The organism is Streptomyces sp. A0592 (genome assembly GCF_004795115.1).
Classification (GTDB): Bacteria; Actinomycetota; Actinomycetes; order Streptomycetales; family Streptomycetaceae; genus Streptomyces; species Streptomyces erythrochromogenes.
Genome location: NZ_SSBM01000001.1, coordinates 295216 through 316958, shown reverse-complemented (window position 1 = coordinate 316958; position 21743 = coordinate 295216). Strand labels below are relative to the sequence as shown.

General features: G+C 72.8%; 20 protein-coding genes. 8 read left to right on the top strand and 12 right to left on the bottom strand.

The genetic code is table 11. The features are described from left to right. Positions 1–66: 66 nt before the first annotated feature. A complete protein-coding gene (locus E6U81_RS01535; RefSeq protein WP_168714520.1) occupies positions 67–855 on the top strand; it encodes an IclR family transcriptional regulator in 789 nt (262 codons plus the stop codon). Positions 856–979: 124 nt separating this feature from the next. After that, entirely contained in the window at positions 980–2614 is a 1635-nt protein-coding gene (locus E6U81_RS01530; protein ID WP_136228200.1) for a sigma-70 family RNA polymerase sigma factor, read from the top strand. 31 nt (positions 2615–2645) lie between these two features. Here the strand turns inward: E6U81_RS01530 and E6U81_RS01525 are convergent, their stop codons facing one another. The 6 genes from E6U81_RS01525 to E6U81_RS01500 all read right to left on the bottom strand — a co-directional run bounded on the left by E6U81_RS01525 (position 2646) and on the right by E6U81_RS01500 (position 8726). Then, positions 2646–3554: an NAD(P)-dependent oxidoreductase gene (locus tag E6U81_RS01525; RefSeq protein ID WP_136228199.1), complete on the bottom strand. Its 909-nt coding sequence runs from the start codon at positions 3552–3554 to the stop codon at positions 2646–2648. A 55-nt stretch (positions 3555–3609) separates the two neighbouring features. After that, complete coding sequence (locus E6U81_RS01520; RefSeq protein WP_136228198.1) at positions 3610–4425, bottom strand: class I SAM-dependent methyltransferase; 816 nt, start codon at positions 4423–4425, stop codon at positions 3610–3612. A 9-nt stretch (positions 4426–4434) separates the two neighbouring features. Continuing rightward, a complete protein-coding gene (locus E6U81_RS01515; RefSeq protein WP_136228197.1) occupies positions 4435–5826 on the bottom strand; it encodes a glutamate decarboxylase in 1392 nt (463 codons plus the stop codon). 29 nt (positions 5827–5855) lie between these two features. After that, complete coding sequence (locus tag E6U81_RS01510; protein ID WP_240803558.1) at positions 5856–7202, bottom strand: MFS transporter; 1347 nt, start codon at positions 7200–7202, stop codon at positions 5856–5858. Continuing rightward, positions 7199–7876, bottom strand: a complete 678-nt coding sequence (locus tag E6U81_RS01505; RefSeq protein ID WP_136228196.1) for a helix-turn-helix domain-containing protein — start codon at positions 7874–7876, stop codon at positions 7199–7201. The genes E6U81_RS01510 and E6U81_RS01505 overlap by 4 nt, the downstream gene beginning before the upstream one ends. 133 nt (positions 7877–8009) lie before the next feature. Continuing rightward, on the bottom strand, positions 8010–8726 hold the full coding sequence (locus E6U81_RS01500) for a TioE family transcriptional regulator (RefSeq protein WP_136228195.1): 717 nt from the start codon (positions 8724–8726) through the stop codon (positions 8010–8012). Between the two features lie 58 nt (positions 8727–8784). Here E6U81_RS01500 and E6U81_RS01495 point away from each other — a divergent pair, with 58 nt between their 5' ends. The 3 genes from E6U81_RS01495 (at position 8785) to E6U81_RS01485 (ending at position 11472) form a co-directional block, all read left to right on the top strand. After that, the gene (locus E6U81_RS01495; RefSeq protein ID WP_136228194.1) at positions 8785–10014 is read left to right on the top strand and encodes an erythromycin esterase family protein; all 1230 of its coding nucleotides are present in this window, start codon (positions 8785–8787) and stop codon (positions 10012–10014) included. Between the two features lie 220 nt (positions 10015–10234). Further along, positions 10235–10627, top strand: coding sequence for a tyrosinase cofactor (locus tag E6U81_RS01490; RefSeq protein WP_136228193.1), 393 nt, complete (start codon positions 10235–10237; stop codon positions 10625–10627). Then, positions 10624–11472, top strand: coding sequence for a tyrosinase family protein (locus E6U81_RS01485; protein ID WP_136228192.1), 849 nt, complete (start codon positions 10624–10626; stop codon positions 11470–11472). Before E6U81_RS01490 ends, E6U81_RS01485 begins: the two co-directional genes overlap by 4 nt. On the opposite strand, the gene E6U81_RS01480 is transcribed toward E6U81_RS01485, so the two are convergent. Continuing rightward, the gene (locus E6U81_RS01480; RefSeq protein WP_136228191.1) at positions 11427–12131 is read right to left on the bottom strand and encodes a response regulator; all 705 of its coding nucleotides are present in this window, start codon (positions 12129–12131) and stop codon (positions 11427–11429) included. The genes E6U81_RS01485 and E6U81_RS01480 overlap by 46 nt on opposite strands. Then, positions 12128–13756, bottom strand: a complete 1629-nt coding sequence (locus tag E6U81_RS01475; RefSeq protein ID WP_136228190.1) for a sensor histidine kinase — start codon at positions 13754–13756, stop codon at positions 12128–12130. The genes E6U81_RS01480 and E6U81_RS01475 overlap by 4 nt, the downstream gene beginning before the upstream one ends. Positions 13757–13861: 105 nt before the next feature. Between E6U81_RS01475 and E6U81_RS01470 the strand changes: the two genes are divergently transcribed. Both E6U81_RS01470 and E6U81_RS01465 read left to right on the top strand, forming a co-directional pair. After that, positions 13862–15256 (top strand): cation:dicarboxylase symporter family transporter, encoded by a 1395-nt coding sequence (locus tag E6U81_RS01470; RefSeq protein WP_136228189.1) that lies wholly within the window; start codon positions 13862–13864, stop codon positions 15254–15256. Positions 15257–15535: 279 nt separating this feature from the next. Continuing rightward, complete coding sequence (locus tag E6U81_RS01465) at positions 15536–17308, top strand: S8 family serine peptidase (protein WP_136228495.1); 1773 nt, start codon at positions 15536–15538, stop codon at positions 17306–17308. Positions 17309–17337: 29 nt separating this feature from the next. Here E6U81_RS01465 and E6U81_RS01460 read toward each other — a convergent pair whose 3' ends face one another. From E6U81_RS01460 to E6U81_RS01445, 4 genes are all read right to left on the bottom strand, one after another. Then, the gene (locus tag E6U81_RS01460; RefSeq protein WP_136228188.1) at positions 17338–18750 is read right to left on the bottom strand and encodes an alpha/beta fold hydrolase; all 1413 of its coding nucleotides are present in this window, start codon (positions 18748–18750) and stop codon (positions 17338–17340) included. Between the two features lie 102 nt (positions 18751–18852). Next, positions 18853–19533, bottom strand: a complete 681-nt coding sequence (locus E6U81_RS01455; RefSeq protein ID WP_136228187.1) for a (2Fe-2S)-binding protein — start codon at positions 19531–19533, stop codon at positions 18853–18855. A 57-nt stretch (positions 19534–19590) separates the two neighbouring features. Next, the gene (locus tag E6U81_RS01450; RefSeq protein WP_136228186.1) at positions 19591–20001 is read right to left on the bottom strand and encodes a VOC family protein; all 411 of its coding nucleotides are present in this window, start codon (positions 19999–20001) and stop codon (positions 19591–19593) included. 80 nt (positions 20002–20081) lie between these two features. Next, positions 20082–20882, bottom strand: a complete 801-nt coding sequence (locus E6U81_RS01445; RefSeq protein WP_136228185.1) for an alpha/beta fold hydrolase — start codon at positions 20880–20882, stop codon at positions 20082–20084. Positions 20883–21022: 140 nt separating this feature from the next. Between E6U81_RS01445 and E6U81_RS01440 the strand changes: the two genes are divergently transcribed. Next, positions 21023–21709, top strand: coding sequence for a GNAT family protein (locus E6U81_RS01440; RefSeq protein WP_136228184.1), 687 nt, complete (start codon positions 21023–21025; stop codon positions 21707–21709). Positions 21710–21743 lie beyond the last annotated feature (34 nt).

The window sequence follows — 21743 nt, the reverse complement described above, 5'->3', positions numbered from 1 at the left end:
GTAGTGGAACTGCGTATCGTCTGGCGGAACGATGTGGTCCAGACCTTACACACTCAGGGAGTTGTCGTGCCGACGAATGCCGAGGAAGCCCCCGGGGGCGTGCGCGCGGGCCGGTCGTCGGCGGCCGGTTCGGCGGCGGAGAAGTCCCTGCGCGTCCTGGAGGCGGTGGCGGTGCCCGGCGGCCCCCACCGGCTGACCGACGTGGCGGCGGCCGCCGCCGTGCCCAAGTCGAGCACCTTCCGCATCCTCGCCTCCCTGATCGACCAGGGGTTCGTACGCCAGGAACCCGAGAGCCGCTACGGGGTGGGGCCGCGGCTGCGCGCACTGTCCGCCCTGGTCGACGGCGGGGAACCGGCCGGGATCGGGCGCGTCCTCGGCGAACTGCAGCGGACCACCGGGCAGACGGTCCACCTCGCCCTGCACAGCGGGGAGACCATCACCTACATCCGCAAGCTGGAGGGCGACCAGCCCTTCCGGACGGCCTCCCGGGTCGGCATGCGCATGCCGCTGCACACGACGGCCATCGGGAAGGGTGTGCTGGCCCACCTGCCCGCCGGGGAGGTGGCCGAACTCCTCGCCGCCACGGGACTGCCGCGCCGGACGCCGAACACCCTGACCACCCAGGGGGCGCTGTACGCGCAGTTGGAGGGGGTCCGCTCCCGCGGCTACGCACTCGACGACGAGGAGAACGAGCCCACCATCCGCTGCATCGGGGCGGCGGTGCTCGGGCCGTCGGGCCGGCCGGTCGGCGGGGTCAGCGTCACCACCGTGACCTTCCTCGTCCCCCGGGAGGAGATCGAGTCGTTCGCGCCCGCCCTGTGCGCCGCCGCGGAGGCGCTGGCGCCCCTTCTGTAACCCCGGTGGGTGCCCGAAAATGGCCTCCGGGAAAATTCTTCCGATTAACTGTTATCGAGGCCCTCCTCCGCGGTCTCCCATGTATCGGGCATCATCGACCGCCGGTACGGACAGGGACATTCTTATGACTACTCAGCACACCGCAGCGCTGGTGGCAGCGGCTCGCGCGGGCGATCCCCGCGCGCAGGACGAGCTCGTCGGCGCCCACCTCCCGCTCGTCTACAACATCGTCGGGCGGGCCCTGGGCGGCTCCTGCGACGTGGACGACGTGGTGCAGGACACGATGCTGCGGGCCCTCGACGGGCTGGGCGGCCTGCGCGCGGACGAGTCCTTCCGGTCCTGGCTGGTGGCCATCGCGATGAACCGGGTGCGGGCGCACTGGCAGGCCCGGCAGAGCGGCTTCGGGGAGAGCACCCTGGAGTCGGCCTGGGACGTGGCCGACCCGGGCGCGGACTTCGTCGACCTGACCGTCGTACGCCTCAACCTGGCGGGCCAGCGCCGTGAGACGGCACGGGCGACGCGCTGGCTGGAGCCCGAGGACCGGGGGCTGCTGTCGCTGTGGTGGCTGGAGTGCGCCGGGGAGCTGACCCGGGCGGAGGTGGCCTCGGCGCTGGAGCTGTCCCCGCAGCACACGGCGGTCCGGGTGCAGCGGATGAAGGCGCAGCTGGAGGCGGCGCGGGTGGTCGAGCGCGCCCTGGACGCCCAGCCGGGGTGCGAGGAGCTGCGGGCGGTGCTGGCGGGCTGGGACGGACAGCCGTCGGCTCTGTGGCGCAAGCGAATAGCCCGTCACGCGCGTGAGTGCGTACGGTGCTCCGGGCTGTGGAGCGGACTGGTCCCGGCGGAGGGACTGCTGGCCGGTCTGGCTCTCGTCCCGGTCTCGGCGGCACTGCTGGCGGGGATGCGCACGGCAGGAACGGCCGGCTTCGCCCCGGCCGCCTTCGCGGACGACATGGTCACTGCGAACGGTGCCGACGGCGGCTTCGGCGACGCCGCCACCCAGCTCACCCCGGTGGCCAGTACGGGTGCCGGCGGCCGGGGCGCGCTGCGCAAGCGCCGGCAGAGCCGGCGCCGGGTGGTGGGCGGCGCGGTCGTCGCCGCCTGCGTCGCGGGCGGCGGCCTGGTGTACCTCGGAGGGCTGCCCGGTTCGGGCGGTGGGAAGGACGAGGGCGGCGCGTCCGCGGCGCCGCTGGCGGCGCTCTCGGCCACGGAGTCCGCCGGGGCCGCTTCCCCGTCGGCGTCCCCCTCTCCCTCCGCTTCGGCCTCCCCGTCCCCCTCCGCCTCGGCCTCGGCGAGCCCGTCGGCCAGCCCGACCCCCACGCAGAGCCGCAGCAGCTCGCCCAGCCCGCGCACCTCGGCGCCCAAGCCGGCGCCCGCGCCGCCGGGCATCGCCGGCCAGGTGGTGGCCCTGGTCAACACCGAGCGGGCGGCGGCCGGCTGCGGCCCGCTCAAGGAGGACTCTCAGCTGCGGGCCGCGGCGCAGGGGCACTCCGACGACATGGCCGCACGGAACTTCTTCGACCACACCAGCCCGGACGGCAGGGACCCCGGGGATCGCACGACGGCGTCCGGCTACCGCTGGTCGACGTACGGCGAGAACATCGCCAAGGGCCAGCAGTCGGCGCAGTCGGTCATGGACTCCTGGATGAAGAGCCCGGGCCACCGGGCGAACATCCTCAACTGCTCCTTCAAGGACATCGGCGTGGGCGTCCACCAGGGCGCCGGCGGCCCCTGGTGGACGCAGAACTTCGGCGCCAAGTAGGAATCGGCGGCCGGGCCGAGGGCCGGCCGCATCAGCCACGGGCGAGTGCGCGCAGTCCCCCGACGCAGTCGGGATGACCCGGGGCCCAGCCCAGCTCCGCCTTCGCCCTGGCGTTGGACACCCTCATGTTCGTCGTGATCATCCGGTGGACGTAGGGGTAGGCGCGCATCAGCCAGCCGGGCGCGTTGCGCGGCTCGGGGGTGGCGAAGGCCTCCGCGACCGCCCTGACGTGCGCGCCGAAGCCCATCGGCGTGTCGTCGACGATGTTGTAGGCCTGTCCGGCCCGGCCGCCCTCGACGGCGAGCGCGACGGCCCGGCCGGCGTCCGCCAAGTCGACCCAGGGCAGGACCCGCCCGTGGTCGGCGACCGCCGGAAGCCTTCGGCGGCGCAGCAGCTCCACGAGGGCCTCGGTGCCGCCGGCCCCGTAGAACAGACCGAACCGCAGGGCGACCCCCTCGATGTCACCGGCGCCCGTGACGAGTTGTTCCTTGACCCGCATGGCCTCGACGTGGCGCTCCACCGCGCGGTCGCCGCCGGGGCCGAACGGATCCCCGGCCTCGGTGACCACGTGGGATCCGAAGTCGCGGTAGCCGTAGCCGAAGACCATGGATTCGGCGATGACGCGCCGGGCACCGAGCTCGCGGGCGGCCTCCATCAGGTGCCCGGTCCCGATGAGCCGCAGGTCGTCGGTGGCGTACATGTCCCGGTGCCTCATCGGCGCGTTGCGCAGGGCGGTCGCGGCGTGCACCACCGTGTCGATCCGGAGGCCGTCGACCGCGCGCAGCAGCCCGTCGCGGTCCATCAGGTCGGCCCGCACGTCGGCGTCCGCGCCGCGGCCGAGGCCGGTCACGGTGTGCCCGGCGCGGGTGAGCGCGGCGGTGATGTGGCGTCCCAGGACTCCGCTCGCCCCGGCCAGCAGCACGTTCTTGGTGTCGGTCATACCCGTCGGACCGGCGGGCGCCCGCGGATGTGACACCCGCACGATGTGGCCTGCGTCATTCCACTGTGCCGGCCGGGCGCCTGCCCCGGACCGCCCAGGCGCGGGCGGCGAGGGCGACCGAGCCGTCCGGACGGACGGGGAGGGTCGTGGCGAGCCGCGTGCGCAGCAGCCCACGGGCCTCGGCAGTCAGCGTCGCGACGTAGCCGGGAGCCGGTCCCTGACCGGAGAGGAAGGGCTCCCACAGGTCCTCGAAACGGCCGAAGACCGTGGGCACCTCGATGGGGTCGACGGTCACCTCGACCAGCCCCGCCCCGGTCCAGAGGGCGCGCAGCGGACCGGGGCGGCACACGGCGAACCGGCGGCCCTCGTCCAGCGCCGCGGCCGCCGGATCGAGGGCGGTCGCGGCGTCCCAGAAGCGGCGCAGGAGGCCCATGCCGTCGGCGTAGTCCCAGACGTACGCCGCGACGGACCCGCCCGGCCGGACCACCCGGGCGGCCTCGGCGACCGCTGTCCCGGGCGGTTCCAGGAAGTTGAGGGCCAGTCCGCTGACGACCGCGTCGAACGCAGCGTCGCGCAGCGGCAGAGCGGACGCGTCGGCCACGGCGAAGCGGGCCGGCCCGGGCGCGGCGGCCCGGGCCGCTCGGACGAATGCCGGGGACCGGTCCAGCCCCAGCACGGCGCGCGGCCGACACCGGGACGCGACGGCCGCGGTCAGCGCCCCGGTGCCGCAGCCGATGTCCAGCCAGCGCAGACCGGCCGGGCGGCCGAGCCGTGTCACGAAGACCTCGGCGACCCGGCGGCTCCACCGGCCCATGTACCGCTCGTAGGCGTCGCCTTCCGCCCAGACGTCGCGAGGACCGCCTTCGCCCATCCGGTCCGGCTAGTGGTGGAAGCCGGACCGGGGTTCGGTGGCCGGTACGGGCGGGGGCGAGGCCGTCAGGTGTTCCACGGCCCGGCGCAGGTCCTCGACGAGCAGGGCGATCTGGTCGCGGGTCACGCCGTGGCGGACCAGGATGCGCTGGATGACGGTGTCGTCGCGGTTGGCGGGCAGCGGGTACGAGGGCACCTGCCAGCCGCGCATGCGCAGCCGGTCGGAGAGGTCGTAGAGGGTGAAGGGGGACGCGGCCGGGTCGGTGAGCGTGTAGGAGACGGCGGGCAGGGCGCCCTTGCCGTCGTAGAGGAGGGTGAAGGGGCCCATGTCGGCGATCTGCCCCGCCAGGTACTGGGCGGTGTCGGCGCAGGCCTGCTGCACGCGGGTGTAGCCGCCCCGGCCGAGGCGCAGGAAGAGGTAGTACTGGGCGACGATCTCACCGCCGGGGCGGGAGAAGTTGAGGGCGAAGGTCGGCATGTCGCCGCCCAGGTAGTCCACCTTGAAGACGAGGTCGGCCGGCAGCAGGTCGGCGGAGCGCCAGATGATCCAGCCGACCCCGAGGGGCGCGAGCCCGTACTTGTGGCCGGAGGTGTTGACCGAGGCGACGCGCGGCAGCCGGAAGTCCCACACCACCTCGGGGTGGAGGAAGGGTGCGACGAAGCCGCCGCTGGCGCCGTCGACGTGGATGGGGATGTCCCAGCCGTGCTCGGCCTGGATCCGGTCGAGCTCGGCGGCGAGCTCGGCGACGGGCTCGTAGTCGCAGGTGTAGGTGACGCCGAGGATGGCGACGACGCCGATGGTGTTCTCGTCGACGTACTGGGCGAGCTGATGGGGCTGCAGGCCGGTGGCGCCGGGCTCCAGCGGGACCTGGCGCAGTTCGACGTCGAAGTAGCGGGCGAACTTGTCCCAGCAGATCTGGACCGGCCCGCAGACGAGGTTCGGGCGGTCCGTGGGGAGCCCCTCGGCGCGGCGGCGCTCGCGCCAGCGCCACTTGAGGGCGAGCCCGCCGAGCATGGCGGCCTCGCTGGAGCCGGTGGTGGAGCATCCGGTCGCGGTGGTGCCGGCGGGGGCGTTCCACAGGTCGGCCAGGATGTTGACGCACCGGGACTCGATCTCGGCGGTCTGCGGGTACTCGTCCTTGTCGATCATGTTCTTGTCGAGGCAGACGTTCATCAGGCGGTGCACGCCCTCGTCCGACCAGGTGGTGCAGAAGGTCGCGAGGTTCTGTGCGGCGTTGCCGTCGAGGAGGAGCTCGTTGCGGAGGAGCTCGTACACGACCTCGGTGGGCGAATGATCCTCCGGGATCCGGTACTTGGGGAGGATCTGGCCGCTCAACGTTGACGCGAACACGTCCGTATCGGCGTCCTGGCGGGATACGTCCTTCGTCTCATGCAGAGCCATGTTGGGACTATAGGTGACGAAACTCATCATTAACTGGCAGAACGGATATCGACGCGGGGCGAGGCCTGCCGGTCGTCGTCGGACGCAGGCGCCGGGGACCGCCGGCCGCCGCGGCCGGACCACAGGAGGGCCGAGGCCAGGAGCGCGGCGCCTGCCAGCAGCCAGGGCAGCGGGCCCGGCGGGAGGAGGCTCGCGACCGAAGCGGTGAGGGCTGCCGACAGCTGCAGGGCGAGGGACTGCACGGACAGGGCGGTGGCCCGCCCCGACCGTCCGACGCGGCGGTGCATCAGCTCGTTCTCGTTCGGACCCGCCGCGCCGCGGCCCAGGTAGACCAGCCCGAAGCCGACGGCCGCCAGGACCGCCGGGCCCGCCCCTCCGACCGTCGCCGTGGCACCCAGCAGGAGCAGGCCGCCCGCGGCGGCGCAGAGGCCGATGAGGGCCGCGCGCTCACCGCTGCCCGCGAGCCTGGCGGCGAGGGGTGCGAGGTGGCTGCCGACGGCGGAGCAGGCGAACCCGGCGCAGGCGAGCAGGGCGAAGAGCACCGCGCCCGACTCCGGAGCACCCGTCAGGGCCGCGGTACGGCCCGGCGTGAGCAGTTCGACCACGGCCAGCGCGCTGCCGGCGCCCGCCGCGCTGAGCAGGACCCTGCGGACCAGCGCGTCGCGTCCGCCGAGGCGCAGCCCGCCCGACACGGTGGCCGGGATGCCCCGGAGCGCGCCGCGCAGGGTGGCCGCAGGGCGGGGCGGCTCGGGCAGGGCGGTCAGGGCGTACAGGACGAACGCGACCTCGACCGCCGCACCCAGCAGCAGCGGGACGGACAGGGGCAGCACCAGCCCGGAGGTCGCCCCGCTGAGCCGGTCGCCGAGGTCCGGCCCGAGTCCGAGCAGCCAGGGCAGGGCGCCGCCCAGCAGGGTGCCGCCGGCGAGCGCGGCGGACGTCGCGGAGGCGCCGCGGGCCAGGCCGGTGCGCAGTTCGGCCCCGGGCCCGGAGCGGGCGTGGACGGTGTCGACGTACCAGGCCTCGGCCGGCCCGCTGGACAGGGCGCGGCCCGCGCCCATCAGGGCCATGCCGAGCCCGAACTGCCAGGGGGCGGTGCCCAGGGCCACGAGGACGAGTGCGGCCAGGTTCGCGACGCCCGCGGCGGCCAGGACCGCGCGGCGTCCGAGGACGTCGGACAGGCCTCCGGTGGGCAGTTCCAGCGCGGCGGCGGTGAGGGAGTGCGCCGCGAAGCACCCGGCGATGGCCACCAGGGACATCCCGCGCTCGGTGAGCAGCAGGATCAGCGGGGCGATGGTCAGCCCGATCGGCAACCAGAACAGGACGCAGACCGTGACGTAGCGTCGGCGTGCGGCGGACGGCTCCGGTATCCCGCTCACGAGGCGCCCACCGCGGCCGGGGCCGCGTCGGCGGCTGCGGCTGCGGCTGCGGCCGTGCTGTCGTCGGCGGTGTCCGGTCCGGCCCCGGCCGAGCGCGGAGCCAGCGGCAGGCCGGCGGTGAGCAGGACGACCTGCACCGCCCGCGGGTCGCCCGCGTCGCGCGCGACCAGTTCCTCCAGCCTCCGTCCGAACGTCTCCCGGAGCTCGGCGAGCGACTCGGGGGTCAGCCTGGGCATCAGGTCGCTGATCCCCGAGGGCTCCACCCATTCGCGGCCCAGTCGGCCCTCGGCGATGTCGGCCTCGTACCGGGCGAGGAACTCCTCCAGGCGCTGGATCTGCACCCTGCGGGAGAGGTTGACGTAGGCGCGGCTGCCCGGCGTGGCCTCCATGGCCCTGTTGCTCCAGGAGGTCAGGGCGTGCACCGCCCGCCAGCGGCGCTCCCGGCCGTCGCGGTGCTCGGCCTCGGCGACGAACGCGTACTTCGCCAGCACCCGCAGGTGGTAGCTGGTGGAAGCGGACGACTCCCCCGTGCTGACCGCCAGTTCACTGGCGGTGGCCGGGCCGTCCTGCCGGAGCATCCCGAGCAGCCGGATGCGCAGGGGGTGCGTGAGCGCCTTGAGTGCCGCCGCGTCCTGTTCGGGATCGAGTACGCGCTTTTGATCTTCGCTGGGCATGAGGGGGAGGGTAGAGCGGCCCGCACCCTTTCCAGAAGTATCTTTGCAGAAACTTTTCTGCAGAGTTCACCCGGCTCCGGAGCCCTGGAGCCTGAAACCCTGGGATCCTGAAACCCCGCCGAGCCGTGGGCCGTCAGCCGTCGGCGTCGAGATACGCCTCCAGCCCGGCGGCACCGGTCAGCAGGGAACGGCCGCGGGAGGACAGCCGGTCGCGCCAGGTGCGCAGCGCCGTCTCCAGGGGCTCCAGGCCGCCGGCCGAGCGGACCTGGACGAGCAGGGGGGCGATCTGCTCCAGCAGGTGGCCGCCGCGCCTGAGCTGGCGGGTCAGGCGTGCGTCCCGTACGGCGGCCCCGTCGTAGACGCGGTAGCCGGTCAGCGGATCGCGGCGCGGCCGGACGAGACCGGCCCGCTCCCATGCGCGCAGGGTCGCGGGGCGGATCCCCAGCTGCTCCGCGAGCGGCCCGATGAACATCTCGCCGGACGCGGGCACTTCCCCGGTGGGCGCCAGGTCACGGAGGGCGTTCTCCACCGCCCGGAGGGTCCGCCGGTCGTCGAGGAGTTGGGCGTGGCTCTCGTCGATGAGGCGGAACGCCTCGTCGACCGCGCCCTCGTTCACCGCCCGCATGATCGCCGTCGCCGTCCGGTGGCCGTGGCCGGGCACGAGCGCGAGGAAGGCGTCCAGGGCGCGCGCGTGCAGCGGGGTGTAGGTGCGGTAGCCGTGGGGCGTGCGGTCGGCGGCCGGAAGGACGCCCGCCTCCTCGTAGTTCCTGATCGCCTGCGTGGACAGGCCGTGGCCGCGCGCCAGATCGACCGGCCTCAGTCGCCCACTGGTTTTAAGGTTTCGCCCCATCCTCCCCACGATATCGTCGAAAAGTTTCAACCGAAGCTTCAACGATAGCGTTGAAGGCATGGCCACTGACATCAAGGACACCGTCCACGCCGTCGACGCAGCCGCCGTCATGGGACTGCTCGCGACCCGGCCGCGGGTGCTCGCGCTGGGCGAGCCCACCCACGGCGAGGACGCACTGCTCGACGTGCGCAACGAACTCTTCCGCCGGCTCGTCGAGGAGGAGGGCTACCGGACGATCGCGATCGAGAGCGACTGTCTGGCGGGGCTGCGCGTCGACGCGTACGTCACCTCCGCCGCCGGCAGCCTCGACGAGGTCATGGAGCACGGGTTCAGCCACGGCTTCGGCGATTCCGCGGCCAACCGCGAACTCGTGCGCTGGATGCGGGCGTACAACGAAGGCCGGCCCGCGCCCGAGCAGCTCCGCTTTGCCGGCATCGACGGCCCGCTGGAGATGACCGGAGCCGCGAGCCCCCGGGAGGCCGTCACCTCCCTCCACACCTACCTCGCCCGCCACGTCGACCCCGGCCTGCTCCCCTGTACGGCGGGGACGCTCGACCGCCTGCTCGGAGCCGACGACCGGTGGACCGAGCCGGCCGCGATGACGGACCCGGCCCGGTCGGCGGGCCGGTCCGCCGAGGCGGGGGAACTGCGGCTGCTCGCCGACGATCTCGCGGCACTGCTCGACGCGCAGACGCCGCACCTGATCCCCGCGACCTCCCGGGAGGAGTGGGAGCGGGCCCGCCTGTACGGGCGCACCGCCACCGGCCTGCTGCGCTACCACTACTGGATGGCCGACAGCTCCCCCGGCCGCATGGCGCGGCTGGCCGGCCTGCGGGACCTGATGATGGCCGACAACCTCCTCGCCCTCGCCGAGCGCGGCCCCACCCTGGTCCACGCCCACAACAGCCACCTCCAGCGGGACAAGAGCTCGATGCGGATGGGTGGTCTGCCCCTGGAGTGGTGGAGCGCCGGCTCGATCGCGAGCGTCCACCTCGGCGAGAGCTACGCCTTCTTCGCGACGGCCCTCGGCACGATCCGGCACCGGGGCGTGGACGCCCCGCAGCCGGGCACGCTGGAGGGACTGCTGTACGCGCTCCCGGACGACGTCTGCGTGATCGACTCCCCCCGTCTCGGCGCCGCCCTCGGCGACACCCTCGCCGCGCCCCGCGCGTCCGCCTGGTTCGGCTACTTCCCGTTCGAGCCGGCCCACTTGACGGCGACCGACGGGCTCGTGTTCATCAAAGACATCCCGCAGGGCCGGGCCGCGTCCACCTCACCACAGGCCTGACGCTCCGCTTCCGGCCGACTCTGCAGTGTGACACCGCTCATACGACCCCCGACTTCCAGAAAAAATTACTGCGGAGTAGGCTCAATGCCGCAGATCTTCCCGTCCGAACCTCAGGAGCCGGTCCGGACGGGAAGATCATCCAACTTGTTCTACCGGCAACGTATCCACTGATGTCCGGATACCGGCCAAGCCCCTCCCGAGCGCTGATACCTCTTCGGGCATGAACAAGATCACCCGCCGTCAGGCCCTGGGGACAACCGCCGGTGCACTCACCGTCCTCGGCCTGACCGCAGCAGCAACGAGCGTCGCCACGAGCGCCGCCGCGACCCCCGCCGCCGCACCCACACCCCCGGGCACGGTCGACGAGGTCTACCAGGGCCGCCGCATTCAGATCACCACGGGCGGCGGAGGCCACCACGGCGGCCACCACGCACCCGGCCAACCCACCGTCCGAATAGACGGCAGAGAACTCCACATCATGCGCAACGCCGACGGCAGCTGGATCAGCGTCATCAACCACTACGAGACCTTCACCGGGCCCAAGCTGCTCGCCCGCGCCGCCGTCCGCGACCTCCAGGGCGCCCCCCTCGTCCCCTTCGGAGGTGCGGCATGACCGTCCGCAAGAACCAGGCCACACTGACCCCCGACGAGAAGCGCGCCTTCACCTCGGCCCTGCTGGAGCTCAAGCGCAACGGCAGCTACGACCGCTTCGTCACCACCCACAACGGCTTCATCATGGGCGACACCGACTCGGGCGACCGCGTCGGCCACCGCTCCCCCTCCTTCCTCCCGTGGCACCGCCGCTTCCTGCTGGAGTTCGAGGAGGCGCTGCAGAAAGTGGACGCGAGCGTCGCGCTCCCCTATTGGGACTGGACGGCCGACCGCACCACCCGTTCCTCCCTCTGGGCCCCCGACTTCCTCGGCGGCACCGGGCGGGCCCGCGACGGGCAGGTCATCGACGGCCCCTTCGCCTACTCGACGGGCCGCTGGAACGTAGACGTGCGCGTGGACGGGCGCCCGTACCTGCGGCGCGCCCTCGGCGCGGGCGTCGCCCAGCTGCCGACGCGGGCCGAGGTGGACTCCGTACTCGCCATGCCGGTCTACGACATGGCCCCCTGGAACAGCTCCTCCAACGGCTTCCGCAACCACCTGGAGGGCTGGCGCGGCGCCAACCTGCACAACCGGGTGCACGTCTGGGTCGGCGGGCAGATGTCCACCGGAGTCTCCCCCAACGACCCGGTGTTCTGGATGCACCACGCCTTCATCGACAAGCTGTGGGCGGACTGGCAGGCCAAGCACCCCCAGTCGACGTACCTGCCGGCGGCGGGCACGACGAACGTGGTGGACCTGAACGACACCATGCGGCCGTGGAACAACGTGACCCCGGCGGACATGCTCGACCACCGGAAGTTCTACACCTTCGACACCGAACCGGTCGCCGCCGCCAGCCAGCGGTAGTGCAGTTCGGGGCGGCCGACCTGGCCGTACCGGGGGGTCCGGTCCGCACGGCCGGTGTCCACCAGGTGCTCCAGGTAGCGGCGGGCCGTGATCCGGGAGGTCCCGGCCGCCTCGGCCGCCGCCGCCGCGGTCAGCCCCTCGGGCGCCGCCCGCAGCAGGGCGGCGACCCGGTCCAGGGTCGGCGCGCTGAGCCCCTTGGGGAGCTCGGCCGGGCGGGGCGCGCGCAGGGCCGCCATCGCCCGGTCGACGTCGTCCTGGCCGGCCGCCTCGCCGGCCGTCGCGCGGAACTCGGCGTAGCGCAGGAGCCGTTCGCGCAGGGTCGGGAAGGCGAAGGGCTTCAGGACGTACTGGACCACACCGAGCGAGACGCTCTCGCGGACCACGGCCAGGTCCCGGGCGGAGGTCACCACGATCACGTCGACGGGGTGCCCGGCGGCCCGCAGTCCGCGCGCGAAGCGCAGGCCGTGCCCGTCGGGCAGGCCGAGGTCGAGCAGCAGCAGGTCGACCCGGGTGCGCTCCAGCACCCGGGTGGCCTCGGCGAGCGAGTGGACGGCGCCGACGGCCGTGAAGCCGGGCACCCGGTCGACGTAGAGGGCGTGCGCGTCGGCGGCGACCTGGTCGTCCTCGACCACCAGTACGCGCACCTCGGTGCCGCTCACCGCGGGCCGCCCGCGGCCCGGGCCGGGTCCGCGGCCCGCTCGGGCGCCGCGGGCAGCCGTACGGTGAACTCCGCACCGCCTCCCGGTCCCTGCGCGGCGACCACGGCGCCGCCGTAGCGCTGCGCGACCTGGGCGACGAGTGCGAGGCCGAGCCCGCGGCCCTCCCCCTTGCCCGACCAGCCCCGGCGGAACACGTCCACCCCCTCGGGCAGCCCGGGCCCGTTGTCGGCGACCCGCAGCAGCAGCTCGTCGCGCTCGGGCCGCAGTGTGACCGCGATCCGGGCACCCGGTACGGCCGTCACCGCGTCGACGGCGTTGTCTATGAGGTTGCCCAGTACGGTGACGAGGTCGCGGGCCGGCGGGAGGCCGCCCAGGTCGGCGAGGCTGCGGCTGTCGGCGGTGACGACGAGTTCGACGCCCCGTTCGTGCGCCTGGGCGGCCTTGCCCAGCAGCAGCGCGACCAGTACCGGCTCCCCCACCGCGGAGACCACCTCGTCGGTGAGGGCCTGGGCCAGTTCCAGTTCGGCGGTGGCGAAGTCCACCGCCTCCTGCGCCCGGCCGAGCTCGATGAGGGACACCACGGTGTGCAGCCGGTTGGCCGCCTCGTGCGCCTGCGAGCGCAGTGCCTGCGTGAAGCCCCGCTCGTGGTCCAGCTCGCCGGTCAGCGACTGCAGTTCCGTGTGGTCGCGCAGGGTGACCACGGTGCCGCGGCGGCCGCCTCCGGCGACCGGCGAGCTGTTGACCACCAGCACCCGGTCCGCCGTCAGGTGCACCTCGTCCACCCGGGGCCGGTCGGCGAGCAGGACACCGGTGAGGGGAGCCGGCAGACCGAGGTCGGCGGCCCCGGTTCCGGTGACGTCCCCCGGCAGGCCCAGCAGCTCGCGGCCGGCGTCGTTGATCAGGGTGATCCTGCGCTGGCCGTCGAGCATGAGCAGGCCCTCGCGCACCCCGTGCAGGGCCGCCTGGTGGTAGTCGTACATCCGGCTGAGCTCGGCCGCGTTCATGCCATGAGTGTGGCGGCGCAGCCGTGCGTTGACGACGTACGTGCCCGCACCGCCCAGGGCGAGCGCGCCCGCCGCGACCCAGACGAGCGCGGCGAGCTGCGCGCCGAGCCGGTCGCTGATGGCGCGGACGGTGATCCCCGCACTGACCAGGCCGACGATCCGGCCGCCGTCCTCCAGCGGGGTGACCACCCGGATGGAGGGGCCGAGGGTGCCGGTGTAGGTCTCACTGAAGGTCTCGCCGCGCAGGGCCGCGGCGGTGTTGCCCATGAAGGGCTCGCCGATCCGGCGCGGGTCGGGGTGGGTCCAGCGCCTGCCGTCCGGGGCCATGATCGTCACGAAGTCGACCCCGGAGTCCACGCGGACCTTCTGCGCGTAGGGCTGGAGCTCGACCGACGGGTCGTTCCCGCGCGCCGCTCCCCGTACGGCCTCGCGTACGGAGGGTGAGTCCGCGACCGCGCGGGCCACGGCCCCGGCCTGGCGCCGGGCGGCGTCCTCGGCCTGCCCGCGGGCGGTGGCGTAGGCGAAGACGGCGCAGCCCGCGACGACCACGGCGACGAGCAGTACCTGCATGGCGAAGAGCTGGCCGGCGAGGCTGCGCGGCGGACGAGGGAAGCGGAACATGGCGCTCAGTGTGCACCGGGTCGTGAACTCAATGAACGCAAGGGTGACCGGGGTCACAGCCCTGGGTGATGGTCTCCCCGGACGACTTCACCACCAGGAGGCATCGTGGCCGCCAAGCGCGACAGAACGCACTATCTCTACATCGCGGTGATCGCCGCGGTGCTGCTCGGCATCGTGGTCGGGTTCGCCGCACCCGGCGTGGCCGTGGAGCTCAAACCCCTCGGCACGGGCTTCGTGAACCTCATCAAGATGATGATCTCGCCCGTGATCTTCTGCACGATCGTGCTGGGCATCGGTTCGGTACGCAAGGCCGCCAAAGTGGGCGCCGTGGGCGGTCTGGCCCTCGGCTACTTCATGATCATGTCCACGGTGGCACTGGCCATCGGCCTGCTGGTCGGCAATCTGCTGGAGCCGGGCAGCGGCCTGCAGCTGACCGAGGCGGCGCGCAGCGCCGGCGAGGCGCAGGCCAAGGCGGGCGGGGCCGAGAGCACCCCGGAGTTCCTGCTCGGGATCATCCCGACCACGCTGGTCTCCGCCTTCACCGGCGGCGAGGTGCTCCAGACGCTGCTGGTGGCGCTGCTGTGCGGGTTCGCGCTCCAGGCCATGGGTACGGCGGGCGAGCCGGTGCTGCGGGGTATCGGGCACGTGCAGAAGCTGGTGTTCCGGGTGCTTGCGATGATCATGTGGGCGGCGCCCGTGGGCGCTTTCGGAGCGATCGCGGCGGTGGTCGGCGCGACCGGCATCGACGCGCTGAAGTCCCTCGCCGTCATCATGATCGGCTTCTACACGACCTGCCTGCTCTTCGTCTTCCTGGTGCTGGGCACGCTGCTGCGCGTGTGCACGGGTGTGAGCATCTTCGCCCTGCTGCGCTATCTGGGCCGGGAGTTCCTGCTGATCCTCTCGACCTCCTCGTCGGAGTCGGCGCTGCCGCGGCTGATCGCGAAGATGGAGCACCTCGGGGTCTCGCGGCCGGTCACCGGCATCACGGTGCCGACCGGGTACTCCTTCAACCTGGACGGGACCGCGATCTACCTGACGATGTCCTCGCTGTTCGTCGCCGAGGCGATGGGCACGCCGCTGGCCCTGGGTGAGCAGATCTCCCTGCTGCTGTTCATGATCATCGCTTCTAAGGGCGCGGCCGGAGTGACCGGCGCGGGCCTGGCCACCCTCGCCGGCGGCCTCCAGTCGCACCGGCCCGAACTCGTCGACGGGGTCGGCCTGATCGTGGGCATCGACCGGTTCATGAGCGAGGCCCGGGCCCTGACGAACTTCGCGGGCAACGCGGTCGCGACGGTGCTCATCGGGACGTGGACGAAGGAGTTCGACCGCGGCCGGGCCGGCGAAGTGCTGGCGGGACGGCTGCCGTTCGACGAGAAGACGCTGGTCGACGACGGACACGCGACGCAGCCGGCCGAACCGGGCACGGCCCCGGAGGCGGCCCCGGAGGCGACCGCCGCGCCGGTCCCTGCGCACCACCCCAAGGACGGCGTACCGGTCTAGGCCCCCTCCCCCAGCCGGTCGCCCCCCGCGGGCCGGCCGGGCAGGGCTCGCCCCCACGGTGCCCAGCCCGGCCGGCCCGCCGCATTCTCCGCACTTGCACCCATAGTCGGAATTCGGCCACCGATAAACGAACCCCGGTGCTGTAAAAGGTACTTCCGCAACCGGCCGCGTGCATGACATCTTGCGTCCACCACTTGTTTCGTACGGCCCGGCCTGACCACCGGGTCAACGGAGGACGCATTGATACCCCACATATCCAGCCGACCTCGGCGTACCCTCGTGCTGGCCGCCACCCTCGGTGCGGCCCTGGCCCTCGGGGCGCCCGCCGCGCTCGCCGGCACCGCTCCGGTCTCTCCGTCCGGCTCCGCCGCCTCCGCTCCCGCGGCGGCGCCCCAGGCCGCGGCCCCGTCCTCCCAGAGTGCGACCTGGGTTGCCGGCACCCGCGCCTACCTCGTGATCACCGCCCCCGGTGACACCACGGCGGTCCGCAACGCGGTCACCGCCAACGGGGGAACGGTCTTCCAGTACTACGACGCGATCGGCGTCATCACCGCCCACTCCGCCTCCGCCTCCTTCGCCGCCACCATGCGCGGCGTCAGCGGGGTCCAGCAGGTCGGCGCCACCCGCACCTCCGACGTGCCGGCGGACGCCTACAACCCGGCGCTGCCCGCCAACCCGGCGCAGTCCACGACGCCTTCGGGCGAGCCGGTCCGCGCCGACATGACCCAGATCAAGGCCGACCAGGCCTGGGCCGTCACCACGGGCTCCGCGTCCGTCAAGGTCGGCATCCTGGACACCGGTGTGGACGACCAGCACCAGGACCTGGCCCCGAACTTCAACGCCGCGGACTCCGCGTCCTGCGCGTACGGCAAGCCGGACACCCGTACGGGAGCCTGGCGCGACGTCGGCACCCACGGCACGCACGTGGCCGGTACGGTCGCCGCCGCCAAGAACGGCAAGGGCGTCATCGGCGTGGCCCCGGGCGTGAAGATCTCCTCGGTGCGCATCGCCGAGCCGAACTCCTCGCTCTTCTTCGCCGAGAACACCGTCTGCGGCTTCATGTGGGCCGGTGACCACGGCTTCAAGGTCACCAACAACAGCTACTACACGGACCCGTGGCAGTTCAACTGCCCGGACAACGCCGACCAGGCCGCGATCATCGAGGGCGTCAAGCGTGCCCAGGAGTACGCGGAGGGCAAGGGCTCGCTGCAGGTCGCGGCGGCGGGCAACTCCAACCTCGACCTGGCCAACAAGACGACCGACACCGAGAGCCCGAACGACTCCACGCCGGTCACCCGCACCATCACCAACGCCTGCCTGGACATCCCGACCGAGCTCCCGGGCGTGGTCACGGTCTCGGCGATGGGCACCACCGCGAAGGCCTCGTACTCCAACTACGGCCTGAACGTCGTCGACGTCACGGCTCCCGGCGGAGACGCCACCGGCATCTACAGCACCCTGCCGGGCGGCAAGTACGGCTCCATGAGCGGCACCTCGATGGCCTCGCCGCACGTCGCCGGTGTGGCGGCGCTGCTGGTCAGCACCAACCCGGGCATCACCCCGGCGCAGCTGCGCGACAAGCTGGCCACCCAGGCCAACGACGTCGCCTGCCCGTCGGACAGCCGCTGCAAGGGCACCACGGCGAAGAACGGCTTCTTCGGAGAGGGCCAGGTCGACGCCCTCAAGGCCGTCGGCAGCACCCCGCCGCCCGGCAAGTACTTCGAGAACACCGCGGACTTCGCCATCGGTGACAACACCACCGTGGACAGCTCGCTCACCGTCAGCGGCGTGACGGGCAATGCCCCGGCCGCCCTCAAGGTCGGTGTGAACATCGTCCACACCTACATCGGTGACCTCAAGGTCGACCTGATCGCCCCGGACGGCAGCGTCTACACGGTCCACAACCGCTCGGGCGGCAGCACCGACAACATCAACCAGGTCTACACCGTCAACGCCTCCTCCGAGGTCGCGAACGGCACCTGGAAGCTCCGGGTCAACGACAACGCCGGCGGCGACACCGGCAGGATCGACTCCTGGAACCTCACCTTCTGAGGTCTTCTGAACCGCTGGTACACGAACGACTAGCGCTGGAGCACGTCGGCGAGCCAGTCGAAGACGACGTCGCAGTGCTGCTGCGGGGCCATCGGGGAGCAGTGCAACTGCGCCCCGGTGGCCTTCGTCAGTTTCACGTACTCCCGCCGCGTGCGGAGCAGTTCGTACATCTCGCGCGGCTGGCCCGGGTAGAACTGCTCGAAGTCGTAGTCCAGGACGAGCGTCGGGGCCTTGATCCGCCCGACCACCTTGGTGATGTCGAGGCCGATGGCCACCTGGGCCGGTGTCCACAGGTCCGTGAGGACCTTGCCCTCGCGTGCCTGGCGCAGCGCCTGCCGGTCGAAGATCTCGAACCGCTTCTTGACCGTGAAGGCCTCCTGCGGGGACAGCTCCGGAACGACTTCCTCGTTCCAGACCCGGTTGGTCTCCTCCTTGTCGGGTGTGACGATGTCGCGCAGTTCCTTGTCGAAGCCGAGCCAGGGACTGAGGCATCCGGGCATCGCCACGCAGGCGGCGAGCCGGTGCTCGAAGGCGGCGGCGCGCGGGGCGAGATTGCCGCCCATGCTGAGGCCGGTGAGGGCGATCCGGTCGCCGTCGACGTCCTCACGCCGGAGCAGCCAGTCGACGACCGGTCGGACCACCGTCTCCCAGCGGGTGGTGAAGGGGATCTCCTCCACGAACAGCAACTGCCCCTGGCCGGGACCGTCGTAGACGAGGGCGTTCCAGCCCCGGTCGATGGCCGCGGACACCCCGTAGGTCCACATGTCGAGGTTCTGCCCGTCACTGCCGTTGGTCAGGATGACGGTGGGGCGCCGCTCGGCGGGGCCGTCCGGGCGGAAGAACCAGAGGGGGAGTCGGGTCTTGCCCCACGGGACGCTGTCCGTGACGGCGGACGGCGTGCAGAGCCGCGCGAAGGTGTCCCAGGCCTTGCGTCCCGACCGGTAGACCGCCTCCTCGTCCCCCGGCTCGTCGGTGCCCAGTACGTAGAACAGCGCCTGGGCGTAGTACTGGGCCGCGCGCAGCGAGCGGAAGCGGCGCGTCTGCGACGGTGTCCCGCCGCCGTTCCGGCCGGCGGCGGGGGGCGCTGCGAGCCGGTCGCCCCAGGACCGGAAGGTGTCGGTGTACGTCTGTTCGGACAGACCGGCCGCGTTGATGGTGTTGACCGCGGTGAGCACCTCGCCGACCTCGGAGGCGCGCATGCCGGCGGCTCCGAGCGCGAGGAGCCCGGCGAAGTTGAAGCCGGGGTCGGTGAAGAGCTTCATCGCTCCGGGCGCCGGATCCGACGCCGACGGCGCGGACGGCACGGACGGCGTCGGCGAGGGCGCGGCGGCGGCCGTGCAGGCGGTGCTCCCGACGGCGAGCGCCCCGGCTCCCGCGGCCAGCCCGGTCAGGGCGGCGCGGCGGGTGAGGGAAGCGGGCTGGTGCGGTGTGCTTGCGGTCATGCAGGGGACGCTACGACGCACCCCCGCGCCCCGCGGCGGCGCCGCGCCCTCCCCTGCTCCGAACGGGCCCCCGCTGCTCCGAACAGGCCCCCGCCGAGGTGCTCAGCCGCTGCGCCGGGTCCGCAGGACGCAGTCGCCGCACAGGCCGCCGCCGCCCGGGACCCGGTAGTAGAGGCAGCAGCTGCGCCGCACGAAGGCCACGCCGAGGCCCTCCTCGTGGATGAACGAACCGGTGCCGGCGAGCGCGCCGTCCTCGGCCAGCAGGTCGCGCACCAGACCGGGGGCCGCGCCGCCCGGGACCCGGTCGATCAGCACCCGCAGCGCACCGACGAGCCCGGACGCGGCGTTCCCCCGCAGGACCGTCGGGGAGACCCCGTAGCGCTCCCTCAGCGCCGTCTCCAGCAGGGCCAGGTTTCCCAGGACCGACGCCCCGAGGCCCGCCGCGGGCCCGCCTGCGGGCTGGGGCAGCCACAGCTGGAGCGAGCCCTCGTCCGGCAGCCGCCACCACACCCGGTCGGCGGCCAGGTCCGGCACCCGCCCGTCCAGGGCCGCGCAGCCCAGCCCGATCGACCACAGCCGGGAGGCGATCCCGAACTGGGCGGTCGACGCGGCCACCCTGCCGGGCCCGCTGCCGATCCGGCGGCCCACCTCGGCCACGTACGGCACGAGCTGCCCGCCGTACAGCGCCGTGAGCGGCCGGAAACCGGACCCCGGCGGGTCCTGCCCGTACGCGACGGTGAAGAAGGGCCCCACGTCGGCCAGTCGCCCCAGTACGTCGTCCATACCGGGAATGATCTCAGGCCCCGCACATGGACGTGCTCACGTCACCTGCCGGGGCGGTCAGGCGGGATCCGGCGTCGCCCCTTCGAGGACCTCCACGTAGTGCGGGTTGCGCATGATCCCCAGCACGTTGCCGAAGGGGTCGGTGACCGCCGCCGTGACGAACCCGCCGTCACCGTGCGCGGTCACGGGCTGGTACTCCTCGGCCCCCAGCTCCAGGAGCCGCCGCCGGACCCCCGGGAGGTCGTCGACGACCCAGTAGGCCACCGCCCCGCCCGGTTCCCGGGCGGCGCCCGGCGGGGCGTGGCGGCGGTCGACGATGCCGATCTCGTGCTGGTAGTCGCCGATGCGGAACTCCGCGTACCCGGGCCGCTCGAAGTACGGCGCGATCCCGAGCACCTCGGTGTACCAGGCCTTCGCCGCCTCCAGGTCGTCCGCCCAGAAGTTGATCGTCGCAAAACCGCGCAGCATGTGCACCCTCCTCGACGTGATCTTCCCCCGACTGTACGGCCGCACGTCCTGCGGCGGGCCCCGCCGGCCGCGGAGCCGGCTCAGAGGCCCGCGAGGAACTCCAGCAGCGCCCTGTTGAAGGCTTCCGGCTGCTCCACGCCCGGCAGGTGCCCGGCCCCCTCGATCACGGTGAGCACCGAGTGCGGCAGCAGCGCGTGCAGGGCCTCGGCCTCCGAGACCGGGGTGAAGACGTCGTCGGCGCCGACCAGCACCAGGCAGGGCTCGGCGGCGCCGGCGAGCACCGGCCGGTAGTCGGGGCGCTCGGCCCGGCCGCGCTGTGCGGCGGCCGCACCCTCGGGGTCGGTCGCGCACATCATGGCGGTGACGCGGGCGGCGGCCCCGGGCATGCCGGTCACGTTGTAGGGCGCCAGCATCTTGTCGATCACCTCTTCGGCGTAGGGCCGCATGCCCTCGGCGACCAGTCGTTCGGCGGTCTCGCGGCGCAGTTTCGCCCCGGCCTCCGTCTCGGGCGCCGGGGAGGTGTCGCAGAGCACGAGGGCACGTACCAGACCCGGGTGGCGCAGCCGCATCTCCATCGCGATCTGACCGCCCATGGACACACCACCGACGACCACGTGTTCGACGCCAAGCCCGGCGAGGAGAGCGGCGAGATCGTCCGCGAGATCGGCGAGCAGGGCCTTGCCCGGCAGCACCGGGCTGTCTCCGTATCCTCGCAGGTCAGGCGTGATCACGCGGTACCCGGCGGCCGTGAGGGCGGCCGTCTGGGGGGCCCACATCGTGCGGTTGAAGGGATGTCCGTGGATCAGGATTACGGGCGCTCCGGCGCGGGGACCCAAGTCGTCGAAAACCAGCGTCACAACATTGCCAAATTGGGGCTTCATGGAAGGACTTTAAGGGGCTACATTGAGCCACTCGCGTTCATCCGACAGCCGGTTGCCTTTCACTCGTGTTTTGCACGGGGGGCGACGTCATGGACGCAGACTGTGCAACCACCCCACCGCCCAGAAGGACCGAAGGCTCCGTGCCCGTACCCGTACACCTCGCGGGCCGCACCGTGCGGCTCGAGCCCCTCGCCCCCCACCACACCGAGGCCCTGGCCCTGGCCGGGGCCGAGGATCGTACGACTTACGCCTTCACCCCCGTACCCCACGGGGTGCAGGCGTCACACGAGTACATCGACCGCGCCCTCTCCGATCAGGCCGCCGGTCGATCGCTCCCGTTCGCCATCGTCAGAGCCACTGATGGGCGCGTGGTCGGCTCGACCCGGTTCCTGGAACTCGACTACTGGCAGGGGCCGCTGGTGTGGCCCGCCGTGCCGGGCGTCCCGTTCGGCGATCCGGCGACGGCGATCCCCGATGCCGCCGAGATCGGCAATACCTGGCTGTCCCCGACCGCCCAGGGCACCGGCATCAACACGGAGGCGAAGCTGCTCATGCTCCGCCACGCCTTCGAGACCTGGGGTGTCCGGCGCATCTCGCTGCGCGCCGATGCGCGCAACGGCCGGTCGCGCGCCGCGATGGAACGTCTCGGCTTCACCTGCGAGGGGGTCCGCCGGGCCCATTCGCGGGGGTTGGACGGCGCCGTCCGCAGTACCGCCTTCTACTCGATCCTCGACGAGGAGTGGCCGGCCGTACGGTCGATCATCGAGCTGAGGCTGCCGGCGGGGGCGCAGCGCAAGCGCCGCCGCAAGACCCTGATCCCGGCCTAGGCCGGACGGCAGAACGACAAAAACGGTCCTGCCC